The sequence below is a fragment of the Pseudomonas sp. NEEL19 genome, from assembly GCF_028751975.1.
Lineage (GTDB): Bacteria > Pseudomonadota > Gammaproteobacteria > Pseudomonadales > Pseudomonadaceae > Aquipseudomonas > Aquipseudomonas juntendi.
The window spans coordinates 2,195,160-2,215,146 of record NZ_CP081491.1 but is presented as its reverse complement, the minus strand read 5'-3'; the positions used below and the strand labels follow the sequence as shown (position 1 = coordinate 2,215,146).

24 protein-coding genes are annotated in these 19,987 nt (G+C 61.5%); 13 read left to right on the top strand and 11 right to left on the bottom strand.

The genetic code is table 11. The features are described 5' to 3' along the window. Position 1: 1 nt before the first annotated feature. Genes K4A76_RS09975 through K4A76_RS09955 form a run of 5 tightly spaced genes read right to left on the bottom strand, consistent with a single transcriptional unit; the run spans position 2 to position 6,502 of the window. Positions 2-379: a response regulator gene (locus tag K4A76_RS09975; RefSeq protein WP_009686481.1), complete on the bottom strand. Its 378-nt coding sequence runs from the start codon at positions 377-379 to the stop codon at positions 2-4. Between the two features lie 45 nt (positions 380-424). Continuing rightward, positions 425-1,651 (bottom strand): hybrid sensor histidine kinase/response regulator, encoded by a 1,227-nt coding sequence (locus K4A76_RS09970; protein ID WP_274412060.1) that lies wholly within the window; start codon positions 1,649-1,651, stop codon positions 425-427. Then, on the bottom strand, positions 1,645-2,220 hold the full coding sequence (locus tag K4A76_RS09965; RefSeq protein ID WP_029887038.1) for a chemotaxis protein CheB: 576 nt from the start codon (positions 2,218-2,220) through the stop codon (positions 1,645-1,647). Before K4A76_RS09965 ends, K4A76_RS09970 begins: the two co-directional genes overlap by 7 nt. Next, positions 2,217-3,038 (bottom strand): CheR family methyltransferase, encoded by an 822-nt coding sequence (locus K4A76_RS09960; protein WP_009686478.1) that lies wholly within the window; start codon positions 3,036-3,038, stop codon positions 2,217-2,219. Before K4A76_RS09960 ends, K4A76_RS09965 begins: the two co-directional genes overlap by 4 nt. Next, positions 3,035-6,502 carry a response regulator gene (locus tag K4A76_RS09955; RefSeq protein WP_047149658.1) on the bottom strand — a complete coding sequence of 1,156 codons (3,468 nt, stop codon included), beginning with the start codon at positions 6,500-6,502 and terminating at the stop codon, positions 3,035-3,037. Before K4A76_RS09955 ends, K4A76_RS09960 begins: the two co-directional genes overlap by 4 nt. 248 nt (positions 6,503-6,750) lie before the next feature. Between K4A76_RS09955 and K4A76_RS09950 the strand changes: the two genes are divergently transcribed. Beyond that, complete coding sequence (locus K4A76_RS09950; protein WP_054911735.1) at positions 6,751-7,101, top strand: response regulator; 351 nt, start codon at positions 6,751-6,753, stop codon at positions 7,099-7,101. 61 nt (positions 7,102-7,162) lie between these two features. Here K4A76_RS09950 and cobF read toward each other — a convergent pair whose 3' ends face one another. Together cobF and K4A76_RS09940 are read right to left on the bottom strand one after the other, a co-directional pair. Beyond that, on the bottom strand, positions 7,163-7,912 hold the full coding sequence (cobF, locus tag K4A76_RS09945; protein WP_054911734.1) for a precorrin-6A synthase (deacetylating): 750 nt from the start codon (positions 7,910-7,912) through the stop codon (positions 7,163-7,165). Positions 7,913-7,980: 68 nt separating this feature from the next. Next, positions 7,981-9,270 (bottom strand): OprD family porin, encoded by a 1,290-nt coding sequence (locus tag K4A76_RS09940; RefSeq protein ID WP_274412059.1) that lies wholly within the window; start codon positions 9,268-9,270, stop codon positions 7,981-7,983. Between the two features lie 360 nt (positions 9,271-9,630). Here K4A76_RS09940 and K4A76_RS09935 point away from each other — a divergent pair, with 360 nt between their 5' ends. The 3 genes from K4A76_RS09935 (at position 9,631) to K4A76_RS09925 (ending at position 11,071) form a co-directional block, all read left to right on the top strand. Continuing rightward, positions 9,631-9,990: a histone-like nucleoid-structuring protein, MvaT/MvaU family gene (locus K4A76_RS09935; RefSeq protein WP_054905064.1), complete on the top strand. Its 360-nt coding sequence runs from the start codon at positions 9,631-9,633 to the stop codon at positions 9,988-9,990. Between the two features lie 226 nt (positions 9,991-10,216). Then, the gene (gloA, locus tag K4A76_RS09930) at positions 10,217-10,744 is read left to right on the top strand and encodes a lactoylglutathione lyase (RefSeq protein WP_009686470.1); all 528 of its coding nucleotides are present in this window, start codon (positions 10,217-10,219) and stop codon (positions 10,742-10,744) included. Between the two features lie 84 nt (positions 10,745-10,828). Further along, positions 10,829-11,071 (top strand): hypothetical protein, encoded by a 243-nt coding sequence (locus K4A76_RS09925; protein WP_009686469.1) that lies wholly within the window; start codon positions 10,829-10,831, stop codon positions 11,069-11,071. A 73-nt stretch (positions 11,072-11,144) separates the two neighbouring features. On the opposite strand, the gene K4A76_RS09920 is transcribed toward K4A76_RS09925, so the two are convergent. Beyond that, the gene (locus K4A76_RS09920; RefSeq protein ID WP_274412058.1) at positions 11,145-11,966 is read right to left on the bottom strand and encodes a shikimate 5-dehydrogenase; all 822 of its coding nucleotides are present in this window, start codon (positions 11,964-11,966) and stop codon (positions 11,145-11,147) included. A gap of 159 nt (positions 11,967-12,125) precedes the next feature. On the opposite strand from K4A76_RS09920, the gene K4A76_RS09915 reads away from it, so the two are divergent. Then, a complete protein-coding gene (locus K4A76_RS09915) occupies positions 12,126-12,473 on the top strand; it encodes a hypothetical protein (protein WP_009686467.1) in 348 nt (115 codons plus the stop codon). A gap of 94 nt (positions 12,474-12,567) precedes the next feature. After that, positions 12,568-12,750, top strand: coding sequence for a hypothetical protein (locus K4A76_RS09910; RefSeq protein ID WP_054905061.1), 183 nt, complete (start codon positions 12,568-12,570; stop codon positions 12,748-12,750). Positions 12,751-12,846: 96 nt separating this feature from the next. Here the strand turns inward: K4A76_RS09910 and K4A76_RS09905 are convergent, their stop codons facing one another. Then, positions 12,847-13,158, bottom strand: a complete 312-nt coding sequence (locus K4A76_RS09905) for a chemotaxis protein (protein WP_274412057.1) — start codon at positions 13,156-13,158, stop codon at positions 12,847-12,849. A 159-nt stretch (positions 13,159-13,317) separates the two neighbouring features. Here K4A76_RS09905 and K4A76_RS09900 point away from each other — a divergent pair, with 159 nt between their 5' ends. Continuing rightward, positions 13,318-14,142, top strand: a complete 825-nt coding sequence (locus K4A76_RS09900) for a S24 family peptidase (RefSeq protein WP_054905059.1) — start codon at positions 13,318-13,320, stop codon at positions 14,140-14,142. Between the two features lie 38 nt (positions 14,143-14,180). Here the strand turns inward: K4A76_RS09900 and K4A76_RS09895 are convergent, their stop codons facing one another. Beyond that, positions 14,181-14,501 (bottom strand): DUF1654 domain-containing protein, encoded by a 321-nt coding sequence (locus K4A76_RS09895; RefSeq protein WP_029887030.1) that lies wholly within the window; start codon positions 14,499-14,501, stop codon positions 14,181-14,183. A 226-nt stretch (positions 14,502-14,727) separates the two neighbouring features. Between K4A76_RS09895 and K4A76_RS09890 the strand changes: the two genes are divergently transcribed. Both K4A76_RS09890 and pbpG read left to right on the top strand, forming a co-directional pair. Beyond that, complete coding sequence (locus K4A76_RS09890) at positions 14,728-15,402, top strand: polysaccharide lyase family 7 protein (RefSeq protein WP_274412056.1); 675 nt, start codon at positions 14,728-14,730, stop codon at positions 15,400-15,402. Positions 15,403-15,683: 281 nt separating this feature from the next. Next, positions 15,684-16,610 carry a D-alanyl-D-alanine endopeptidase gene (gene pbpG / locus K4A76_RS09885; protein WP_029887028.1) on the top strand — a complete coding sequence of 309 codons (927 nt, stop codon included), beginning with the start codon at positions 15,684-15,686 and terminating at the stop codon, positions 16,608-16,610. Between the two features lie 30 nt (positions 16,611-16,640). Here the strand turns inward: pbpG and K4A76_RS09880 are convergent, their stop codons facing one another. Next, positions 16,641-17,087 carry a hypothetical protein gene (locus K4A76_RS09880; protein ID WP_274412055.1) on the bottom strand — a complete coding sequence of 149 codons (447 nt, stop codon included), beginning with the start codon at positions 17,085-17,087 and terminating at the stop codon, positions 16,641-16,643. 279 nt (positions 17,088-17,366) lie between these two features. On the opposite strand from K4A76_RS09880, the gene K4A76_RS09875 reads away from it, so the two are divergent. The 4 genes from K4A76_RS09875 to K4A76_RS09860 are packed head-to-tail and all read left to right on the top strand — an operon-like array spanning position 17,367 to position 19,979. Next, complete coding sequence (locus tag K4A76_RS09875) at positions 17,367-18,560, top strand: PepSY-associated TM helix domain-containing protein (protein WP_274412054.1); 1,194 nt, start codon at positions 17,367-17,369, stop codon at positions 18,558-18,560. Next, positions 18,557-19,096: a hypothetical protein gene (locus K4A76_RS09870; protein WP_054911726.1), complete on the top strand. Its 540-nt coding sequence runs from the start codon at positions 18,557-18,559 to the stop codon at positions 19,094-19,096. Before K4A76_RS09875 ends, K4A76_RS09870 begins: the two co-directional genes overlap by 4 nt. After that, positions 19,093-19,413 carry a hypothetical protein gene (locus tag K4A76_RS09865; protein ID WP_009686454.1) on the top strand — a complete coding sequence of 107 codons (321 nt, stop codon included), beginning with the start codon at positions 19,093-19,095 and terminating at the stop codon, positions 19,411-19,413. The genes K4A76_RS09870 and K4A76_RS09865 overlap by 4 nt, the downstream gene beginning before the upstream one ends. Then, positions 19,410-19,979: a DUF6162 family protein gene (locus K4A76_RS09860; RefSeq protein WP_274412053.1), complete on the top strand. Its 570-nt coding sequence runs from the start codon at positions 19,410-19,412 to the stop codon at positions 19,977-19,979. The genes K4A76_RS09865 and K4A76_RS09860 overlap by 4 nt, the downstream gene beginning before the upstream one ends. Positions 19,980-19,987 lie beyond the last annotated feature (8 nt).

Genomic DNA, 19,987 nt, shown 5'->3' with positions numbered 1-19,987 from the left:
ATCAGCGCAGCAGTGCCTGAATCTGCTCGTGCAAGGTGTCCAGGTCGAACGGCTTGGCCAGGATCGGTGCCTTGCGGGTAATCGGGCTTCCGGACTCGAGGATCTCGGCGGGGTAGCCGCTGATGAAGATCACTTTCAGGTCGGGCCGCAACTTCACCGCCGGCTCGGCGATTTCCACCCCGGAGATCCCGCCCGGCAGGCGGAAGTCGGTCACCATCAGGTCCAGGTGCGGCTTGCTGGCCAGAATGGCGAACGCCTGTTCACCGTCCTCGGCGACCAGCACGTGGTAGCCCTCGCCCGCCAGGTAGTCCCGCAGAATCATGCGTATCGCTGGTTCGTCCTCGACCACCAGCACTACGTCTTGTGCATCTTCACTCATGTTAACGCCTTGAAAATTCTTCCAGTTGGCCATCAGACCCCAGGCTTATGCAGAGGTTGCCCACGCCTGGTCGTTTAGTTGTTCCACTGCAGCCAGGGGCAGTTGCAGGGTGAAGGTCGCACCTTTGCCCACCTCGCTTTGCACCACAATCCGACCGCCATGGGCTTGCACGATCTGGTCGGAAATATACAGGCCCAAGCCCAGGCCACCCGTAGCTTGCTGAGTTGCGACGCGCTCGAACTGCTGAAAGATACGTTGCTGGTTAGCCATGTCGATACCAATGCCATGGTCCTGCACCTGCACACACGCCAGGCCGTCCTGCTCGTACAGCCTTACCTGCACCGGTTTGCGTTCACCATAACGCAAGGCATTGGACAACAGGTTGGCCAGTACTTGTTCAATCCGAAATTCGTCCCACTCACCCTGCAGTGGCTGGCAATGCTGCAACTCGATGAAGGTATCCAGTGCCGTGGCCTGGGCGGTGAAATTCTCCACCAACCGCTGCACCAGCTCGCTCAGGTCGAACGCTTTGGGCCGCAGCGACAGCTTGCCGGTACGAATGCGCGAAACATCGAGCATGTCTTCGATCAGGCGGATCAGGCTGTTGATCTGGCGCTCGTCGCGCTCGACCATGGCCTGCAGCTTGTCGGCGCTGAACGCCGCCAGGTTGCCCCGCGCCAGGTGCAGCTTGCGCAGTTGGGTTTCCAGGATCAGCCCGTTGAGCGGTGTACGCACCTCGTGGGACACGATCGACATGAAGTCATCGCGCATGCGCACCGCATGCTCCAGCTCACCGCGCGCCGCCTGCAGCTGGCCCAGCAGCACTTCCTGCTCCTGGCGGCTGCGCTCCAGCGCCTGCAACTGGCGGTCAAGCACCTTGCGCTGGCGGTAAAGGTCGACGAATACCGACACCTTGCTCTTCACCGCAGCGGTATCCAGCGGTTTGTGCAGGAAGTCCACGGCGCCACTTTCGTAGCCCTTGAAGGCGTAGTTCATTTCACGCCCGGCTGCGGTGACGAAAACGATAGGGATGTGGCGGGTTTTTTCCGTACCGCGCATCAGTTCGGCCAGTTCGAAGCCGTTCATGCCCGGCATCTGCACATCGAGAATGGCCAGCGCGAACTCGTGTTCGAGCAACAGCGACAAGGCGGCTTCGGCAGACTGGGCCTGGTGCACCTCACGGTCCTGGCCCTGTATCAGGGCATCGAGGGCCAACAGGTTCTCTGGCAGGTCGTCGACGATCAGCAGTTTGGCGATAGTGTTGCTTAGCATGCGCTGGGTTCCAGGGCGGCGAGCAACTGCTCGATCCCACTCAAGGTAAGAATATGGTCGGGCTGATGGAGGGCCAGGGCGGCCTCGGGCATCAGCGCCACCTGTGCGTCGCGAGGGTCCTGGACGATGGTCCGGCCGCCGCTGTTCTTGATGTAAGCCAACCCCTGGGCACCGTCTTCATTGGCACCGGTGAGCAGCACGCCAAGCAGGCCGGCACCGTAGGCATCGGCCGCGGAAATGAACAGGTAGTCGATGGCCGGCCGGGAAAAATGCACCGGTGGTTCCTGGCTCAACGACAGGGTGAAGTCGCGTTCTACCGATAAATGATAGCCCGGCCCGGCCACGTAGATCTGGCCAGGGCGCAGCGGTTGCTTGTCACGTGCCTCACACACGGGACGAAGCAGGCGGCGTTGCAGCACCTCGGCCAGTTGGCTGTGGCGGTCATCCGGCAGGTGCAACACACAGACTACCGGAATGGCGAACCCCGACGGCAACCCGCCCAGCACGGTGAACAGCGCGGACACCCCGCCGGCCGAGGCGCCGATCACCACCGCTTGTACGCCTTTCATGATTTGCGATAGATCCGTTCAGGCTTGACCAGCGGCTCGAAACCGTCGCTGTAAGCGGAAAAGTCGACCGACTCCTTGCTGCCCAGCACCAGAAAACCGCGATGGCACAGCGATTCATGGAACAGGCCCAGGGCGCGGTCCTGCAGCTCCTTGTTGAAGTAGATCAGCACATTGCGGCAAGACACCAACTGCGTCTCGGAGAACACGCTGTCGGTGGCCAGACTATGGTCGGCGAAGGTCACGTTTTCACGCAGGGTGCTGTCCATGATCGCGTTGCCATAGGCTGCCGTGTAGTACTCGGCGAAATCCCGGCGGCCACCGGCGATGCGGTAGTTCTCGGCGTAGTCGAGCATGTTCTGCATCGAGTAGATGCCCTGCTTGGCTTTGTCCAGCGAGTGCGGGTTGATGTCGGTGGCGTAGATGATGGTGCGCTCGAGCAGGCCTTCTTCGCGCAGCAGGATGGCCATCGAATACACTTCCTCGCCCGTGCTGCAGCCGGCGATCCACACCTTGATCGATGGCCAGGTGCGCAACAGCGGCACCACCTCGGTGCGCAGCGCCAGGAAATGGCCCGGGTCGCGGAACATCGCGCTGACCGGAATCGTCAGGTACTGCAGCAACTGCATGAACATGCCAGGGTCGTGCAGCACGCGCTCCTGCAAGGCCGATACCGTCTGGCAACCGAACTGGCGCAGCGCATGCAGGATCCGGCGCTTGATCGAAGCGCCGGAATAATTGCGGAAATCATAGCTGTACTTGAGGTAGATTGCCTCGATCAGCAAGCGGATCTCGATATCGGTGTTACGTTCGCTAGTCAAATTCGCTCCAGTTGCGGCAGCCATACGCGGATCAGCGAGAACAGGCGGTCCAGGTCGATCGGTTTGGCCAGGTAATCGTTGGCGCCGGCCTGCAGGCAACGGTGCTGGTCATCTTTCATGGCCTTGGCAGTCACCGCAATGATCGGCAGCTTGCGCCAGCGCGGTTGCTGGCGGATCAGCCGGGTGGCTTCGAAGCCGTCCATTTCCGGCATCATCACATCCATCAGCACCAGGTCGATGTCGTCATGCTGCTCCAGGCGCTCGATGGCCTCGCGGCCGTTACGGCCGATTTCGACGATCGCGCCCTTGTGCTCCAGTGCACTGGTCAGGGCGAAGATATTACGCACATCGTCATCAACCAGCAGCACCTTGCGCCCCTCGAACACTTTGTCGCGGCTGCGCGCCGTCTTCAGCATACGCTGGCGTTCGTTGGACAACTGCGATTCGACCTTGTGCAGGAACAGCGTCACTTCGTCGAGCAGCCGCTCGGGTGAGCGGGCGCCCTTGATGATGATCGAACGCGAGTACTTGAGCAGGTCGGTTTCTTCTTCGCGGGTCAGGTTGCGGCCGGTATACACGATCACCGGCGGGAAGGCGCGGATATCTTCGGCAGTCATGCGCTTGAGCAGTTCGTTACCGAGCATGTCTGGCAGCTTGAGGTCGATGATCATGCAGTCGTAGATGTTTTCCCGCAGCAGTGCCAAGGCCTCCTGCGCCATACCTACGGCGGTGATTTCGACGTCGTCGTCACCAATCAGGCGGGCGATGCTCTCGCGCTGCAGGTCGTCATCTTCCACCAGCAGAATGTGCTTGAGCTTCTGCGTCAGCTTGGCCTCCAGGCGCGCGAAAACTTCCTTGAGCTCTTCGCGGCTGGTGGGTTTGACGGCGTAGCCCACTGCCCCCATGTGCATGGCGGCCTCGACACGGTCCTCGACGGAAATGATATGCACCGGAATGTGCCGGGTATCAGCCTGTTCTTTCAGGCGTTGCAGCACGGTCAGGCCGGAATGGTCAGGCAGGCGCATGTCCAGCAGGATCGCATCGGGTATGAACCGGGCGGCCAGCTCGAAACCTTCGTCGGCCGCATGCGCCACCAGGCAGCTGTAACCCAGCTCGTGGGCCAGGTCGAAGAGAATGCGGGCGAAGTTCGGCTCGTCTTCGATCACCAGGATGCAGCGGTTACTGAAAGGCGCCCGGTCACGGTCATCGGTGAAGGCCAGTTGCGGCAGCTTCGGCGCCTGGGCAGTGGCGAGTTGCGGTACTGGCGGCAGGGTATCGACAGCCGGGCGCAGGCTGAGGGGCTCGACCTCCTGCTCCAGGTTCTCGTAGCGTTCGGGTAATACCAGGCTGAACACACTGCCCTGCCCGGGGCTGCTCTCGACACTGATCTGCCCGCCAAGCAGATGGGCAAGGTCGCGGGAAATCGACAGCCCCAGCCCAGTCCCGCCATACCGGCGGTTGCTGGTGCCATCGACCTGGTGGAACGCACCGAAGATTGCCTGCTGCTGGTCGGCAGCAATGCCGATGCCGCTATCGCGCACGGAAAACACGATGCCGCTGTCTGGCTGGTAGCCGATGTTCAGGCTGACCTGGCCGCGCTCGGTGAACTTGATGGCGTTGGACAGCAGGTTCTTGAGGATCTGCTCCAGTCGCTGGCGGTCGGTGAACAGGGTGGCAGGCACCTGAGCCTGGGCGGTGACCTCGAAGGCCAGCCCCTTTTGCCCGGCCAACGGCTCGAACATGTCGCGCAGGCCTTCGACCAGGCGGTCCAGGTGGGTGGTTTCAGGTCGCACTTCAAGCTTGCCAGCCTCGACCTTGGCGATGTCGAGGATATCGTTGATCAGGTTGAGCAGGTCGTTGCCGGCCGAGTAGATCGACTCGGCGAACTTGACCTGCTCACCGCTGAGGTTGCCTTCAACGTTCTCGGCCAGCAGCTTGGCCAGAATCAGCGAACTGTTCAGCGGCGTGCGCAATTCGTGAGACATGTTGGCGAGGAACTCGGACTTGTACTTGCTCGAACGCAGCAGCTCATCGGCGCGCGCCTGCAGCTCTTCCTGGGCCTGGGTCAGCTCCTCGTTCTTGCGGTCCAGCGCTTCGGTGCGGTCGGACAACTGCTCGTTGGTCTGCTCCAGTTCCGCTTGCTGGGTTTCCAGGTGGGCCTGGGACTCCTTGAGCACGCGGGACTGCTCCTCCAGTTCTTCGTTGGCGGTTTTCAGCTCTTCCTGCTGCACCTGCAATTCTTCGTTCAATTGCTGGGTTTCGGCCAGGACTTCCTGCAAGCGCTGGCGGTAACGGGCGCTTTCGATGGACATACCCAGGTTGCCCTCCACGCGCTGCAACAGTTCGTCGTCACGCGCCTGCAGCGGCCGCAGGAAGCCCAGTTCGAGCACGCCGTTGATCTGCCCGCCGTCGCTGGCCGGCATCAACAGTGCACTGCGGGGCAAGCCCTTGCCCAGGCCGGAGCTGAGCTGGAAGTAGTCTTGCGGCAGGTCGTCCAGGCGCAGCAGCCGCCCTTCACGCACGGCCTGGGCCAGCAGGCCCTCACCATCACCCAGTACCTGCTCGCGCGCCTGCTCTTCGGCATCCAGACCATAGCAGGCAACGCGTACCAGGCGGCCATGCTCGTCGCGCACGTACAACGCCCCGACCACACTGCCCAGATAAGAGGCAAAGAACCGCAGAATGTTGTCGCCGAGCATGTTCAGGGTCAGCTGCCCAAGCACTTGTTGAGCCAGCTGGGTCTGGCCGTTGCGCAGCCAGGCCTGGTGCTCCAGGCGCTCGGCAGAACGTTGCTGGGCCTTGAGGTTGTCGTCGTAACTGCTGGACAACGCCAACAGATCGCGGCGCCCCAGGTACGCCAGCAAGGCGCTGAGGCCAACGATCAGCAGCACGAACGCCGAAATGGAGGTGACGGTGACGGTGCTGACCTTCTCGTTGCGTGCCATGCGCAACTGCTGCTCGGTGGCAATGAGGTCGGCGAATTCCTTGCGAATCTCGTCTGTCAGGCGCTTGCCGCGGCCGTTACCGATCAGCTCCCGGTAGGGGCCGTCATTGCGGCGCAGGGTGATCATGCCGCTGCCGAAGTCATTCCAGGCTTGCTGCAAGGCGATCAGCCGGTCGATACGGTCAACTTGCTGCGGGTTGTCCTCGACCATGCCTTTCAGGCCCTGCAAGCTGCTGAGAATGCGCGGCTTGGCCACCTCATAGGGGTCGAGGAAGCGCTCGTCACCCGTCAGCAGAAAGCCGCGCATGCCGGTTTCCATGTCGATCGACAGCTTCACCGCTTCGTTGGCATTGCCAATGACCCGGTCGGTGTGCTCGACCCATTGCATGGCCGACAGCAGGTAGTTGATCACCGCGACGAAGGCCACGGCACCTAGCAGGCCCACACCCAGAGGAAGGCCGATGTTGCGGCTCAACAACTTGCGGAAGCTGCGCTGGTCCATCGAGGCTGCTTGAATCATGAGAAAACGCCCGAGCAAGAAAATCCATGGAAAAGAGTGGCGGAACAATCGTTATGGTTATGTGCCGCTGCGCCGTGCCGACAAGCGAAGTCTAACCAGCTTTGACGGCTCTGGCAGGGCATTTAGCCAGTATTTGAAAGTGCTGTGTGCCAATCGTTCCATCTGATTGCAAGTATCGGTATCCTCGGGAACTTCTGCTGTCGCCTTGTGCACAGATCATAGACATTCAATTGCACAGGACCCGAACCATGCACCTTTTGGTAGTCGAAGACGACGACATCGTACGTATGCTGATGGTCGAAGTGCTCGATGAGTTGGGCTACTCGGTGATCGAGGCGGAACATGCCACCGCGGCGCTCAAGGTGTTGGAAGACCCGAACCAGCCGTTGGCGCTGATGATGACGGATGTGGGCCTGCCGGACATGCGCGGCGAGGCGCTGGCAGCCAAGGCACGCGAGCTGCGGCCACTGTTGCCGGTGCTGTTCGCCAGTGGCTACGCCGAAAACATTAATGTGCCGGAGGGCATGCACATGATCGGCAAGCCGTTCAGCATCGACCAGCTGCGCGACAAGGTGACGGCTATTCTCGCCCCTGCCTGAAATCGGCGGCGCCCGCTTGACCAGCGCGCAGGCAGCGCAGGGGCCGAAAATACGGTGCCCGTTACAGCTCCCTGCGCAACAGGTAGGTGTCCATGATCCACCCTTTGCGCGCCCTTTCCCGCGCACGCACTTCAAGAATCTGCGCCTTCACCGCCTGCAGCGGCCCGGCGATCAGCCGTTCGTCAGCCGTGCCCAGGTAAGCGCCCCAGTAAATCGTCAAGGCCGGGTCATCGATAGCTGCGAACGCGCACTGCCCATCGAGCATCACCACCACATTGTCGATACTCCCCTGCCCGGCCAGACGCCGACCAGGCAGCACGGTCAGCGGTTCGCCAATGCGGTTGAGCGCAACACGGTGGCGCGCCGCCAGAGCCTGCACGCTGCTGATGCCCGGAATGACCTGCAGGTGCAGCGCGCCAACTCGCTCGCAGACCAGGTCGAGGATGCGCAAGGTGCTGTCATAGAGCGTGGGCTCGCCCCACAGCAGAAAGGCGCCGGTTTCGCCGTCGCCGAGTTCCTGTTCGATCAGTTGCGCATACAGCGCTGCACGTTGTACGTGCCAGTCCTGTACCGCCTGCACATACGCGTCGGCCTGCCCATCGCGCAGCGGGTCTGCGACCTGAACCAGCCGATAGCCGCCCTCGGGGCGGTACCGCTGCAGGATGGCCTTGCGCAGTTGCACCAGCTCGTTCTTGACGCTGCCCTTGTCGAGCACGAAGAACACGTGGGCCTGGCGCAACCCGTCGACGGCTTCGTACGTGACCTGGCGTGGGTCACCCGGGCCGATGCCGATCAACAACAGCTGTTTCATTGTGCTGCCCTCCGGTGCTGTTCAGCAGCCATTGTCGGGCGCCACCAGGCCGCTGGCAAAGCACCCGTTCAGAGCAGCGAGAAGTTGTAGCTGACGATCACCCGCGTTTCGTCCATATCCCGCGCCCACCGCTCATAGTTGCTGCGGTAGGTGGAATTACGCAAACGCACGCTGACGTCCTTGAACGTGCCACTTTGCACTTGATACTTGAGCTCGCTGTCGCGCTCCCACTCCTTGCCTTCGGCATGGCTGCCTGGCACCTGGATATGGTCACCGTTGATGTACCGGGTGAAGAACGTAAGGCCAGGCACACCCAACGCCTTGAAGTCATAGTCATAGCGCACTTGCCAGGAGCGCTCCTGGGCCGCGGCAAAATCATTGACCTGTGCATAGTTGACCAGGTACGGGTTGCTGCCATCCAAGTAGGGCATGGCGCTGTCGCCATACATGCGCTGCCAGCCAGCACTGAGCTTGTGACCACCCAGGCTGTAGCCGAGCATGCCGCTGACGGCGCGGTGGTCGATAGCGCCCGCGCGGGCGTTGCCGATGTCGTCGCTTTTGATCAGCCGCAGGTCGGCAGCAAGGCTACCCACCGGCAGCGGTTGGCTGGCCACCAGGCCGAAATACTGCTGGCGATAGATGTTCTCCAGCCTGGCCACTTGATACTGGGCACCGAAACGCTCGTTGACCCGGTAATCGACCCCGGCGAGGTCGAAGTGGTCGGCTTCGATATCGCAGGCGTAACGCTTGTTCTTGCAATGCACACGAATGTTTTGGCGGTCGGTTGAATCCCTTGCGGTGTACCGATCCAGGCGTGCCAGGGTGAACCTCAGATCCCGGCGTTCCTCGGAGGTGAGCATGGCGCCCTGGAACATCGTCGGCAGCAGGCGGCCATCGTTGTACTTGAGCAGGGGCACATCCGGCATCATCGAACCGTACTTGAGCACCGTGTTGGAAACTTTGACCTTGGCCGCCAGGCCCATCTTTGCATACTGGTCGGCGGAGTGCCGAGGGTTGTGCCCGGAAGACGGCAGCAAGCCGCTGTTACTGTCGGCGGGGCTGGAGTCCAACTTCACACCGAACATGCCCAGCGCATCCACACCGAACCCTACCGGGCCTTCGGTGTAACCCGACTGTACATTGAGGATAAAGCCTTGGGCCCACTCTTCTCGCTTGGACGCCCCTTGGCCGGAACTGCTGTGGCCGTCACGGAAATCCCGGTTGAAGTAGACATTGCGTGCTTCAACCTTGGCACTGCTGTCTTCAAGAAAACCGCCAGCCTGGGCGTTGGCACCGGCACATAACAGGAACAGGCCGGCAACACGACGCCCGGGGGCGAGAGGATAGGGGGAAAACATGCAGGGAAACATCCAGATTCAAAGCGGGTTAACAACCGGTGGCAACGACTTGCCACGGTAATGGGACATGACTGCGCAACAGCCAGCCATACTTTGAAATGATCGCGTAACGGCTCTGGCACGGGCCATTGGACCATGGTCTAAGCGCTTTGCCAGGTCGCCTCGGCGAGTCACCTGTATCGCCCATGGGCAACTAGGAAAGTTCCCCGCTTATTTGCAATAAGTTTGCAGTTTACCCCGCCCCAATGTGTGACTACACTCGCTATCAACGAACAGTAAAACCCACCTGCGTGGCCGGCGTATTCATGCGTTTCAATGTTCGTCACGCCCCGCCACAGCCGACGTACAGGAGTGATTACAGTGTCCAGACTTGCAGAGTTTCGTGCTGCGGAAAAAGCGCTCCAGGAACAGATGGCGCAACTGGAAGCGTTGAAAAAGGATGCCGGCTTAAAACGCGAAATCGAGTTCGAGCAGAAACTCGTCAACCTGATGAAAAGCTACGACAAAAGCCTGCGCGATGTCATAGCCATACTTGACCCCAAAGCCGGGGCGCGCGCCACCAGCCCTGCCCCTAAACAGCACCGTCGCCCGCGGGTGGTGAAGGTTTACACACACCCCGAGACCGGCGAGCGGATAGAGACCAAAGGCGGCAACCACCGCGGCCTCAAAGCCTGGAAAGAGCAGTATGGCGCCGCCGAGGTGGAAAGCTGGGCTCGCTGATGAAACATCAACACGTGCTTCACACTTTTTTCACAAGGGCTGGCTCAGTATCGAGGCAGCTAAAGGACTAGCGACCCCATCACGCGCCCGCACATGCGGGCCTCTAATTCCAGCGCCCTGCACTCGTGCAGGGCGCTTTCATTTGCGCAATCGGCGCACTGACGTATCATGGCCAGCCTGTCTGTTTTGCCGGCGCCCCTTGCCCGGCCCTGCCTCAGGAGTTCCCATGAGCCTGCACGATCTGCAAACCTTGCCTGGTGTCACCGCACAACCTGACGCCGCCACCGCCCAATTCGTCTTCAACCACACCATGCTGCGGGTCAAGGACATCGAAAAGTCGCTGGACTTCTACACCCGTGTGCTGGGCTTTCGCGTAGTAGACAAGCGTGATTTCCCCGAAGCCGCTTTCAGCCTGTACTTCCTGGCCCTGGTCGACCCGGCGCAGATCCCCGCCGATGACGCCGCCCGTCACCAGTGGATGAAATCAATCCCTGGCGTGCTGGAGCTCACCCACAACCACGGCACCGAGAACGACGCCGATTTCGCCTATCACGATGGCAATACCGACCCACGCGGCTTCGGCCACATCTGCGTGTCGGTACCCGATGTACGCGTCGCCTGTGCGCGCTTCGAAGCGCTGGGTGTACCGTTCCAGAAGCGCCTGCAGGACGGGCGCATGAACCACCTGGCGTTCATCAAGGACCCGGATGGCTACTGGGTCGAAGTGATTCAGCCGGCCGACCTCGCAGGCTAAGCGTTCGTCGGGGGCGGGAACCACCGCCCCCTTGCTGTGGTATATGAAGGTAATTGCTTCCCATGCCACAGCGAGGTAAGAACCATGCAATCCCTTCACTGTGAATACCGCAAGCACACCATCACCGCCAGCGTGATGCCCCATCCTGACTCGCCCCTGCCCTACGCCGCCGGTTGCCTGATCACCGCCCCTGATGGCCATACCAGCAGGCGCCTGTCGATGCCGATGAAGTTCTTCTCCGACCTGGAACGTGCCCAGCATGTATCACTGGCCCACGGTCGAGCGCTGGTCGACCAGCAACTGGACGCCGGCACCAAGGTGTTCTGATTGCCCCCTTGGCCTGTAGCGGCCTCTTCGCCAGCACCGCCGCCATAACGCGACGGGGCCGCTGCAGGTGCAATCAGATATCGCGAGCGTACGCCACGGCGGCATCGACTTGCGCTGGCGTCGGCCTCACACCTGTGTACAGCACGAACTGCTCCAGCGCCTGCAGCGCAATCACCTCAAGCCCGGTAATCACGGGCTTGCCCAGCGCTTGGGCGCGGCGAATCAACGGTGTTTGCGCGGGCATGGCCACCACATCGAATACCCGCTCTGCAGCAGTGATGGCGATGTCCGAAAACGCCAGCTCTTCAGCTTCTGCGCCCCCCGCCATGCCGATCGGCGTCACATTCACCAGCATCGGCGGGCAGATATCGCCGAGTTCTGGCAGCCAGCGGTAGCCGCACATATCCGCCAGCTGCTGCCCCGCCTGGGCATTACGCGCGACGATGGTGCCTTCGGCAAAGCCGGCATCGCGCAAGGCGCTGGCAACGGCCTTGGCCATACCGCCGCTGCCGCGCAGGGCGAAAGCGGTTGCCGGGTCGACCTGGTGCCGGGTCAACAACTGGCGTACGGCTAGATAGTCGGTGTTGTAGGCTGTGAGGCGACCGTTGGTGTTCACCAAGGTGTTGACCGACTCGATGGCCGCTGCCGACGGGTCGATCTCGTCTACCAGCGCCATGCACGCTTCCTTGTATGGCATCGATACCCCACACCCGCGTATGCCCAAGGCTCGAATTCCTGCTACCGCGGCCGGGAGGTCGTCGGTGCGCATGGCCTTGTAGTAAAAGTCCAAGCCCAACTGTTGGTACAGGTGGTTGTGAAAGCGCACGCCGAATGTACCGGGGCGGCCTGCCAGGGAAATGCACAGCACGGTATCCCTGCTGGGAGTTGTCGACATAGCCTGCTCCTGAGTCATGACTGAAACGTTTGTGCAGCGTACCAGAGGCAACCGCTGGTCGTCCCTTACACAACCTTTACCATTGCCCTGCGCGCAATTGACAAATACTGGAGTCATATTAGTGACACCCCACTTCGGGGGTTTACTCGCGAGGTTGACATGAACCGTCTCATTCCCGGAATCGCCCTGCTGGTCGGCGCTTTGGCCATCAGCGGGCCTGCAGCTGCCCACGGTGGTTACGGCCATGGCGGCGGTTGGTACGGACCGGGCCCGCTACTGGGCGCTGCCGTGGTTGGCGCGGTGGTTGGCGCTACGGTGTCTGGCGGGCACGACCGTACGGTGTACGTGGAACGCCAGCCGGTGTACTACCCGCCGCAACCGGTGTACGTGCAGCCGCCGCCGCAGCCCGTCTATTACCAGCCTTATTATGCGCCGGCCCCGCCACCGCCAGGCTACCGGGCCTACTACGGCCCGCCACGGGTGTATTACGGCCCGCCACGCTGGTAAGGGTTGATAGAAGTAATGACCACTATCGACAACGTTGATTTCAAACCCTGGTAGCGGCTGGGTATGGTAGGCCCATGTTTCACAGGAGGTCCCCATGGCCACTATCCAGATCATGTCCGTTGTCGGCAGCGCTGTACCGGTTTCACTGCGTGAACAAGGCTTATTGGCCTGCTGGTACCTGGTGCGCAACGGCGAGGCTGTGAGTGGGCCGGTGCCGACCCTCGCCCAAGCCCGCGCATTGGCTGAACTGTTGCAACCAGGCACCTTGGCAGCCTGACCCGAATTTGTTGTGCGTTGCTCCCTACGCCCTTGTGCCCGCCGAAATGGCGGGCTTTTTTTGTCTCGCCATGGTGGGTGCGGGTCGTCGGTCGTTTCACGCCTTGGCCCGGGCCAGTTGACTGGTCAGGGCCACAACCCTGCCTTGCAAGCGGCCGACGGTGACCACCAGTTCATTGCGCTCCTTGGCGAACTGGTCAGCCTTGGCCTCCGCCTCACGGCGGGCATCGCGCTCGCTATCCAGCAGCTCGGTCAGGCGGCGAATCACGGCGATGTCTGCATTGTCCAGCGCGCGGTCTGCCGCATCTCTGGACAGCCATTTGCGCAGCCATAGAAAGGCCCCGAGCAACACGGTGCCTGTACCACCCAGCCACGTAAGGGTGCCTGAGCCGAGGTCGGTGGGATCCATGTAAACCTCTTTACTGACGAGATGGGCAATCCACGGCATTGCATCGCCGTGGCTTTTATTATTTGAAGGCTTAATTTAGCCTAGAGGTAAATTTACCTCAAGGGAAATTTAGCCATGCGCACATTTAGCAGTAAGCTAAACACTGGCATGCTTCGCCTTATGGACATCTATGAAATCCGCAAGCAGAACCTGGTCAAGCTGATCGCCGACCAGAAAAAGGGCGCCTGCGCCGAGCGCTGGGGCATGGCGCCTGCGCACCTGAGCCAGATTCTCTCCAACAGGACCGCCAAGAACCTGGGCGACGACGTGGCGCGGCGGATCGAGGGTATCGAAGGCTTGCCACGCGGCTGGTTCGACGCGCTGGCGCCCGGCGATCACCCGCAGGCCTCGGGCGGGCCTGCCGACGGCGCGCTGTGCGCCGCCGACTTGGTCAAGCAGATGCTGGCAAAAAGTGGCAAAGGCATCCCCGAAGAAACCCGCCAGAGGCTGCTGGCCGCGGCTGCCGAGCCCGCGGAAACGGTATTGCTGCAGGCCGACCACGGCCGGCCCGGCCTGGTGGGCGATGAGGTATGGATTGCCCACTATGATGTGCGCGCAGCAATGGGCGGCGGCCAGATCCCCCATGACTACCCGGAAATGTTCAAGGATGTGCGGGTCAGCCCCAGCCACCTGCGTGAACTGGGTGTTGAATTCAGCGAGCACCACCACCTGAAGATGGTCACTGGCTGGGGCCAGTCGATGGAGCCCACCATCAGGCACCGTGACCCGCTGATCGTCGATGTGAGCATTCGCGAGTTCGTGGGCGACGGGATCTACTTTTTCGCGTGGGGTGACCATATCTACATCAAGCGCCTGCAGATTGCCGATGACGATCATTTCGAGATGATTTCCGACAACTCACGGCACAAGGACCGCCTGATTCGCCGCGAAGAAACCTATATCCAGGCCAGGGTCCTGCTGGTGTGGAATGCCCACCTCGTGTAAGGCGCCACCTGCCCCGACAGCGGCCTGGCGCCGGTATTTCAGAACGGCGCAGCAGGCATCAGTGACCCACAGCCCTGCTCGACGCTCACTTCGTCAAACTGCTGGCCGGCGTGGCGCTGCCAGCGCACCAGCACGCTGCCATCAGGGTTGAAGGTCAGGTCCAACTCGGGTGTTTCCAGCAGCAGCCCCATCACCTCTTCCCATTCCGCGTCGCCATCGCTGTGCAGGCGATGCACCAGCACCCAGCGCTGGGTCTGGGCCACAGGGTGGTTGATCATCGACGATACCCGCAGGCTCAGGCGCTCTACACCCGACATTCCCGGGGGCTGAAGGGTGGTCGACGCTGTTTGCATAGGCATATTGTCATCCTGATATATGTATATTTGTACAGTACCTGGCAAAAGCTTATCGCATAGCCAAATCCAGCGTAAAGGCCTTGCCCTGAAAATTTTCGCCAACAGGTAATTTCACCCCCAGCGCAATTTTAGCTTTAAGCTATTGACATTTAATTTAGCCATTGGCTAACTTCTCAACCAGGCAGCATTCAGTCTGCCCTTCAAAACTGGCTGTTCATGAGGAGTTACCATGGCCGTAGACATCAGCAACCTGTTGATCGCCACCCCGGTGGCAGTATCCGCAACCAACCCCGTTGCCCTGGAACTTGACGGTGACGAAGCCATTGCCCGCCTCCCAGAGGTGGTCACGCTACTCAGTGACGGCTCGATCCAGTTTTCTGCGCCGACCAAAGGGGCGTCGAGCAAGAGTACCCACCGCACCCGCTGTGAATGGACCGAGATCCGTTCCTGGACGCTGGCCAGTGCTGCGGACCATTGGAGCCGTCAAAGCATGACGTTGACCAAGGTCAACGCAGCGCAGAAGGTGGTCATTGCCCAGATGCATGTGCGCGGCGACGACGGCCCGCCCGTCAAGGTGTTCTGGAAGAAAGGCGATATCACCCTGGGCTTTCGCCAAACCTATGACCAGGCTGACCCGGTGAATTCGACGGTGCTCAAGGGCGTACCGCTGGGCGCGCGGTTCGGCATCAGCCTGCACGTCACGGCACAGGGCCTGGTCATGGTCACCGCAACCTGCAAGGGAGCAACCGGTACTTCAGGTGGTTTGCAACTCGACGGCAGTTGGGCTTCGCGCCTGTTCGAATTCCACGGCGGCGTTTACAACCAGGTCGACTACAACGACCAAACGCCGGTCGACGATGGCTCGATCTGCATTATCAGCGACCTGACGTTGATACATGGCTGAGGCGACAACGCCCTTTGCGTGCCGGCCCTCCTGTTCACGGGTCGGTACCGGACCTGATCAGAACTGAGCGTACAATTTGCCCCGCCCCTATCACCGCTCGGCGCCCTTTCTGAACAGCACATGAAGGTTACACAATGGGTCCGGGATTAAATTTCGTTCACGTTGCGCCCTTTAGGTATAAGGCATTCGACAGCCGTTCGGCCATACTCCAGAATGCAGCGGTTTTTAGGGGGAAAACCCTTGCACAGCCAACGACATACCAACCTTTAGTGAGCCTCAACGTGAAAACATCCCTGTCCATTCTCAGCCTGCTGCTGTTGCTCACAGGTACCGCGACGCTGCCGTCGACCGCTGCTGCACAACCCCCGGCCAAGGTGCAACGCGACCCCTCCAAACTGCACCTGGCTTCGGGCAGCGCGCTGCTGATCGACCTCAATACCAACCAGGAGCTGTACTCGAACCACGCCGACCGCGTGGTACCGATCGCTTCGGTGACCAAACTGATGACCGCGATGGTGGTGCTGGACGCCAAGCTGCCCATGGATGAGATGCTCACCATGACCATCGCCAACAACCCGGAGATGAAGGGCGTGTATTCACGGGTACGCCCCGGCAGCCAGCTCAATCGCCGCGAGACCCTGCTGATTACCTTGATGTCTTCGGAAAACCGTGCAGCCAATAGCTTGGCCAATGCCTACCCCGGTGGCTACCCGGCATTCATCAAGGCGATGAACGCCAAAGCCCGCAGCCTGGGCATGGCCCATACCCGCTACGTAGAACCTACCGGGCTTTCGACGCAGAACGTGTCGACTGCGCGCGACCTGTCCAAGCTGCTGATGGCCTCGCGCAAGTACCCGATGCTGAGCGAGCTGTCGACCACCCGCGAGAAGACCGTGGCCTTCCGCAAGCCCAATTACACCCTGGGCTTCCGAAACACCGACCACCTGGTGAACAAGAGCAACTGGGACATCAAGCTGACCAAGACCGGTTTTACCAACGAAGCCGGGCATTGCCTGGTGCTGTTGACCCGAATGGATAACCGCCCTGTGGCGATGGTCATCCTGGATGCCTTCGGCAAGTACACCCATTTCGCCGATGCCAGCCGCCTGCGCCAATGGCTGGAAACCGGTGCAGCCAAGCCAGCGCCGGCGGTGGCCATGCAGTACAAGGCAGATCGCCAGGGCAAAGGGCGCGTAGCGGCCGAGTAAGCTGGCCCGAACTCACAGGCCACGGCGCCGTCAGGCCGTGGCGCTGACCATTGAGCCGGAGCTGCTGCCACCCTCTTGCTGCAGCAGCGCCAGCAATTGCGCGGTAGCGGCCATGATCTGACCGTTGAGGGTGGCGATGCTTGCCTGTTTGGCCCCGACCGCAGCCGCTTTGGATGTCTCATCCATCTTGCTGTTCTGCAACGCGGCAAGCTGCTTCTGCTGCTCGGCCAGTTGCTTCTGCAAGTCCTTGATCAACTGTTGCAGGGCGCTTACCGCGTCCGACCCGCCACTGCCCGCTGTATCCGTTGCCTGTGCCTGGCTACCCGCGGATACCTTCAGGCTGTCGCTGCTGATTTGCAGCGGGCCCACCGCTTCGCCGGGCTGCTTGGCCTGGTCGCGCTCAGCGGCGGCATTGGCGCTGCGCGCCTGCGCCGATACGCCATTGATCATGAGGTTGCCAGCTGTGATGACGGCCATGTCGGTCCCTTTCTGAAAGATCGGTCTTTGCGCTAACCATCCTATCGGCCACTTCGCGCCGCGCTTTAGCCCAATTAAATTCCCTGCCGGCTGGTTCGTTACACCTCATCATGAGCCCCCCCCCTCGGCCGACCTGCCGCCCCCTGCGCAGGTCGGCTTCATCGCTTGAAACATTTGCTTTCATTTTAATCGGCAGGATTTCGATTCTCATTCGTCCTTATCAGTACAGCCCTCTTTGGTTGGGCGCACGCTCGACCACCCATTGCAGAAGACCGTCTGATGGCCAAACCCTTGAAAAAATCCAAATCCAGGCTGTGGTTCCTGGTGCACAGCTGGCTTGCCTTGCCGATCTGGTTCTTTGTATTGATCGTCTGCTTCACGGGCATGCTCGCGGTGGTCAGCCAGGAAATCGTCTGGCTGGCCAACCCGGATGTACGTGCCAGCAAGCCGGACACCGACGCCGAACGCCTCAGCTTCCAGCAGGTGCTGAACGCCCTGCACAAAGCAGAGCCGGATATGGTCGTGCAGTCCATCATCCAGCCCGACGGCTCACACTTCGCCCTCACGGCCAATGTGACCTTCCCGGACGGCACCACCCCGACCCTTTACGTCAATCCCTACACCGGTGCGATTCAGGGCAAATCCCCTGACTTCAACTTCGAAGCCTTCACCCGCGCCCTGCACGGCTGGTGGCTGGTGCCCTTCACCAACGGGTTCAGCTGGGGCTGGTACATGGTGTCGATTCTCGGTCTGCCCATGCTCGCTTCACTGGTAACCGGGCTGGTGGTGTACAAGAAGTTCTGGAAAGGCTTCTTCAAACCGGTACGTACAGGGCACGGTTCGCGCATCTTCTGGGGCGACCTGCACCGCCTGGCCGGTGTCTGGTCGATCTGGTTCATCGCGGTCATTTCCATCACCGGTACCTGGTTCCTGATCCAGGCAATTCTGTTCGACAACCACATCAGCATTTCCAGCGAGCCGATCGTGCCGGTTATCGCTCGCGACGAAGTGCCCCAGACCGCCGATGGCAGCCCAGCCCCACGGATCGACCTCGATGAAGCGGCACGCATCGCTGGCCTGGCGATTCCAGGGCTGGAAATCAACTTCATTGCGTTGCCTGCCACCGCTTACAGCCATATTTCCATGGGCGGGCGGGGTTGGTATCCGCTGATGTTCCAAAGCGCCGAGGTCAACCCCTACACGCGCAAGGTGGACAGCCAGTTCCTGCTGGGCGACCGCTCCGCCCTGGAGTTCGTCACCGAGTCCATGCGCCCCCTGCACACCGGTGACTTCGGCGGCCTGCCGATCAAGCTGATCTGGTTCTTCTTCGGCCTGCTGCTCACCCTGATGGTGTTCAGCGGCTTGCTGATCTGGACCAAACGTACCGCACAAGCCACCGCTGCCGCGCTGAAGCGCAGCGAACGCGCCCCCCGCACTGCGCCCACCCGGACCTCGCTGGAGATGCAACGATGAGCCCCACCCAGGCCGTGCCCGTCAGCCCGCTTAAACAGTGGTGGTTGAAGTGGCGCTTCCACTTGAACATCCTGCTGATCCTGATCCCCCTGGGTTTCATGCCCAAGTATTTCAGCGACGCCAAGCTGTTCCGCGGCGAGGCAGGGCTGGGGGCGAATGTGATCACCGGCATCCAGGCCGGCCCCTACACCCTGGACCTGGCGGAACTGCGTGACGAAGCGCCCCGCAGAGACGGCCCGGCAGGCGACTTCAAAGTATTCAGGGCAGCGCTGTGCAAGGCGTGCCTCAACGACGTGAAGGCCGTTTACCTGCGCATCGGCAAACCGCGCAGCCTGCGGGCGGCGGGCACGATTTTCTTCGGCGCGCCCTACGCCATGGCCACCAACCTGCCGGTCCCTCCGCGCACCAAACCCGACGCCCAGATCTGGATCACCGTGGAAGGCTGGGACGGCAGCATGCACCAGGCGTCTGTCCCGCTGGCCAAGGCATCGCCAGCCACCGTGGCCTGGCTCGAGAACAAAGGAGGCAAGAAATGAAATACCTGCTGCGCACCCTCGCCCTGCCCTTGCTGGCACTGGCCGCAAGCCCGGCACTGGCCCACAACCCCATGTGCGAATGCGAAGAACTGGCCAGCGGCCAAGTCAAGTGCACCGGTGGTTTCTCGGACGGCAGTGGCGCCCCCGGGGTAACCCTGGATGTGATCGGCTATGACGAGCAAGTGCTGGTCGGCGGCAAGCTTGGCGACGATTCGACCCTGACCTTCAAGCGCCCAGACGGCGAATTCTACGTACTGTTCGACGCCGGCCCCGGGCACGTGGTGGAAGTCGACTACGCCGACATCGCCCAGCCATGAGCCGCGCTCACGTGATTCGCCCGGCCGGGGCCGGGCACGAAACCCTGTACGTGCTGTTGGCCAGCTTGCTGATAGTGGCGTTGGCGGCTGGCGTGGTGTGGCTGCGCGGCGAGCGCGAGGACGAACAGGCCATCGCCAGCCACCAGATCGACGCCCGCCGCGACCTCACTGCGGCCGAGCAAGGCCTCTACACCGACCTGCGGGTGGCATTCGACGAGATCCAGTTGCTGCGTGAAGAAAACGCCGCTGCACCTGGGGTACAGGCCCTGGCCGATGAAGGCCTGCCACCATTCGTGGTCGACGCCGGCAGCCAGAGCCGGGGCAGCCACCAATGGACCTGGCTGGCGCCCGGCGCCTACCTGGGCCGCAGCCAGGCACCCGAAATTGCCGGCAGCCTGCTGCTGATCCTGCCACCCGACAGCACCGGCCAGGCCGATATCTGGTTGCGCCGCGACAGCGCCGCAATCATCCCGGATGACCTCGGCCAGGCGGCACTGATCGCCGCTGGCTGGCAACAGGTGGTCAGCCACTACGACGCCGGGGTTACCCGCGAACACCGCCACTGAACCGAAGG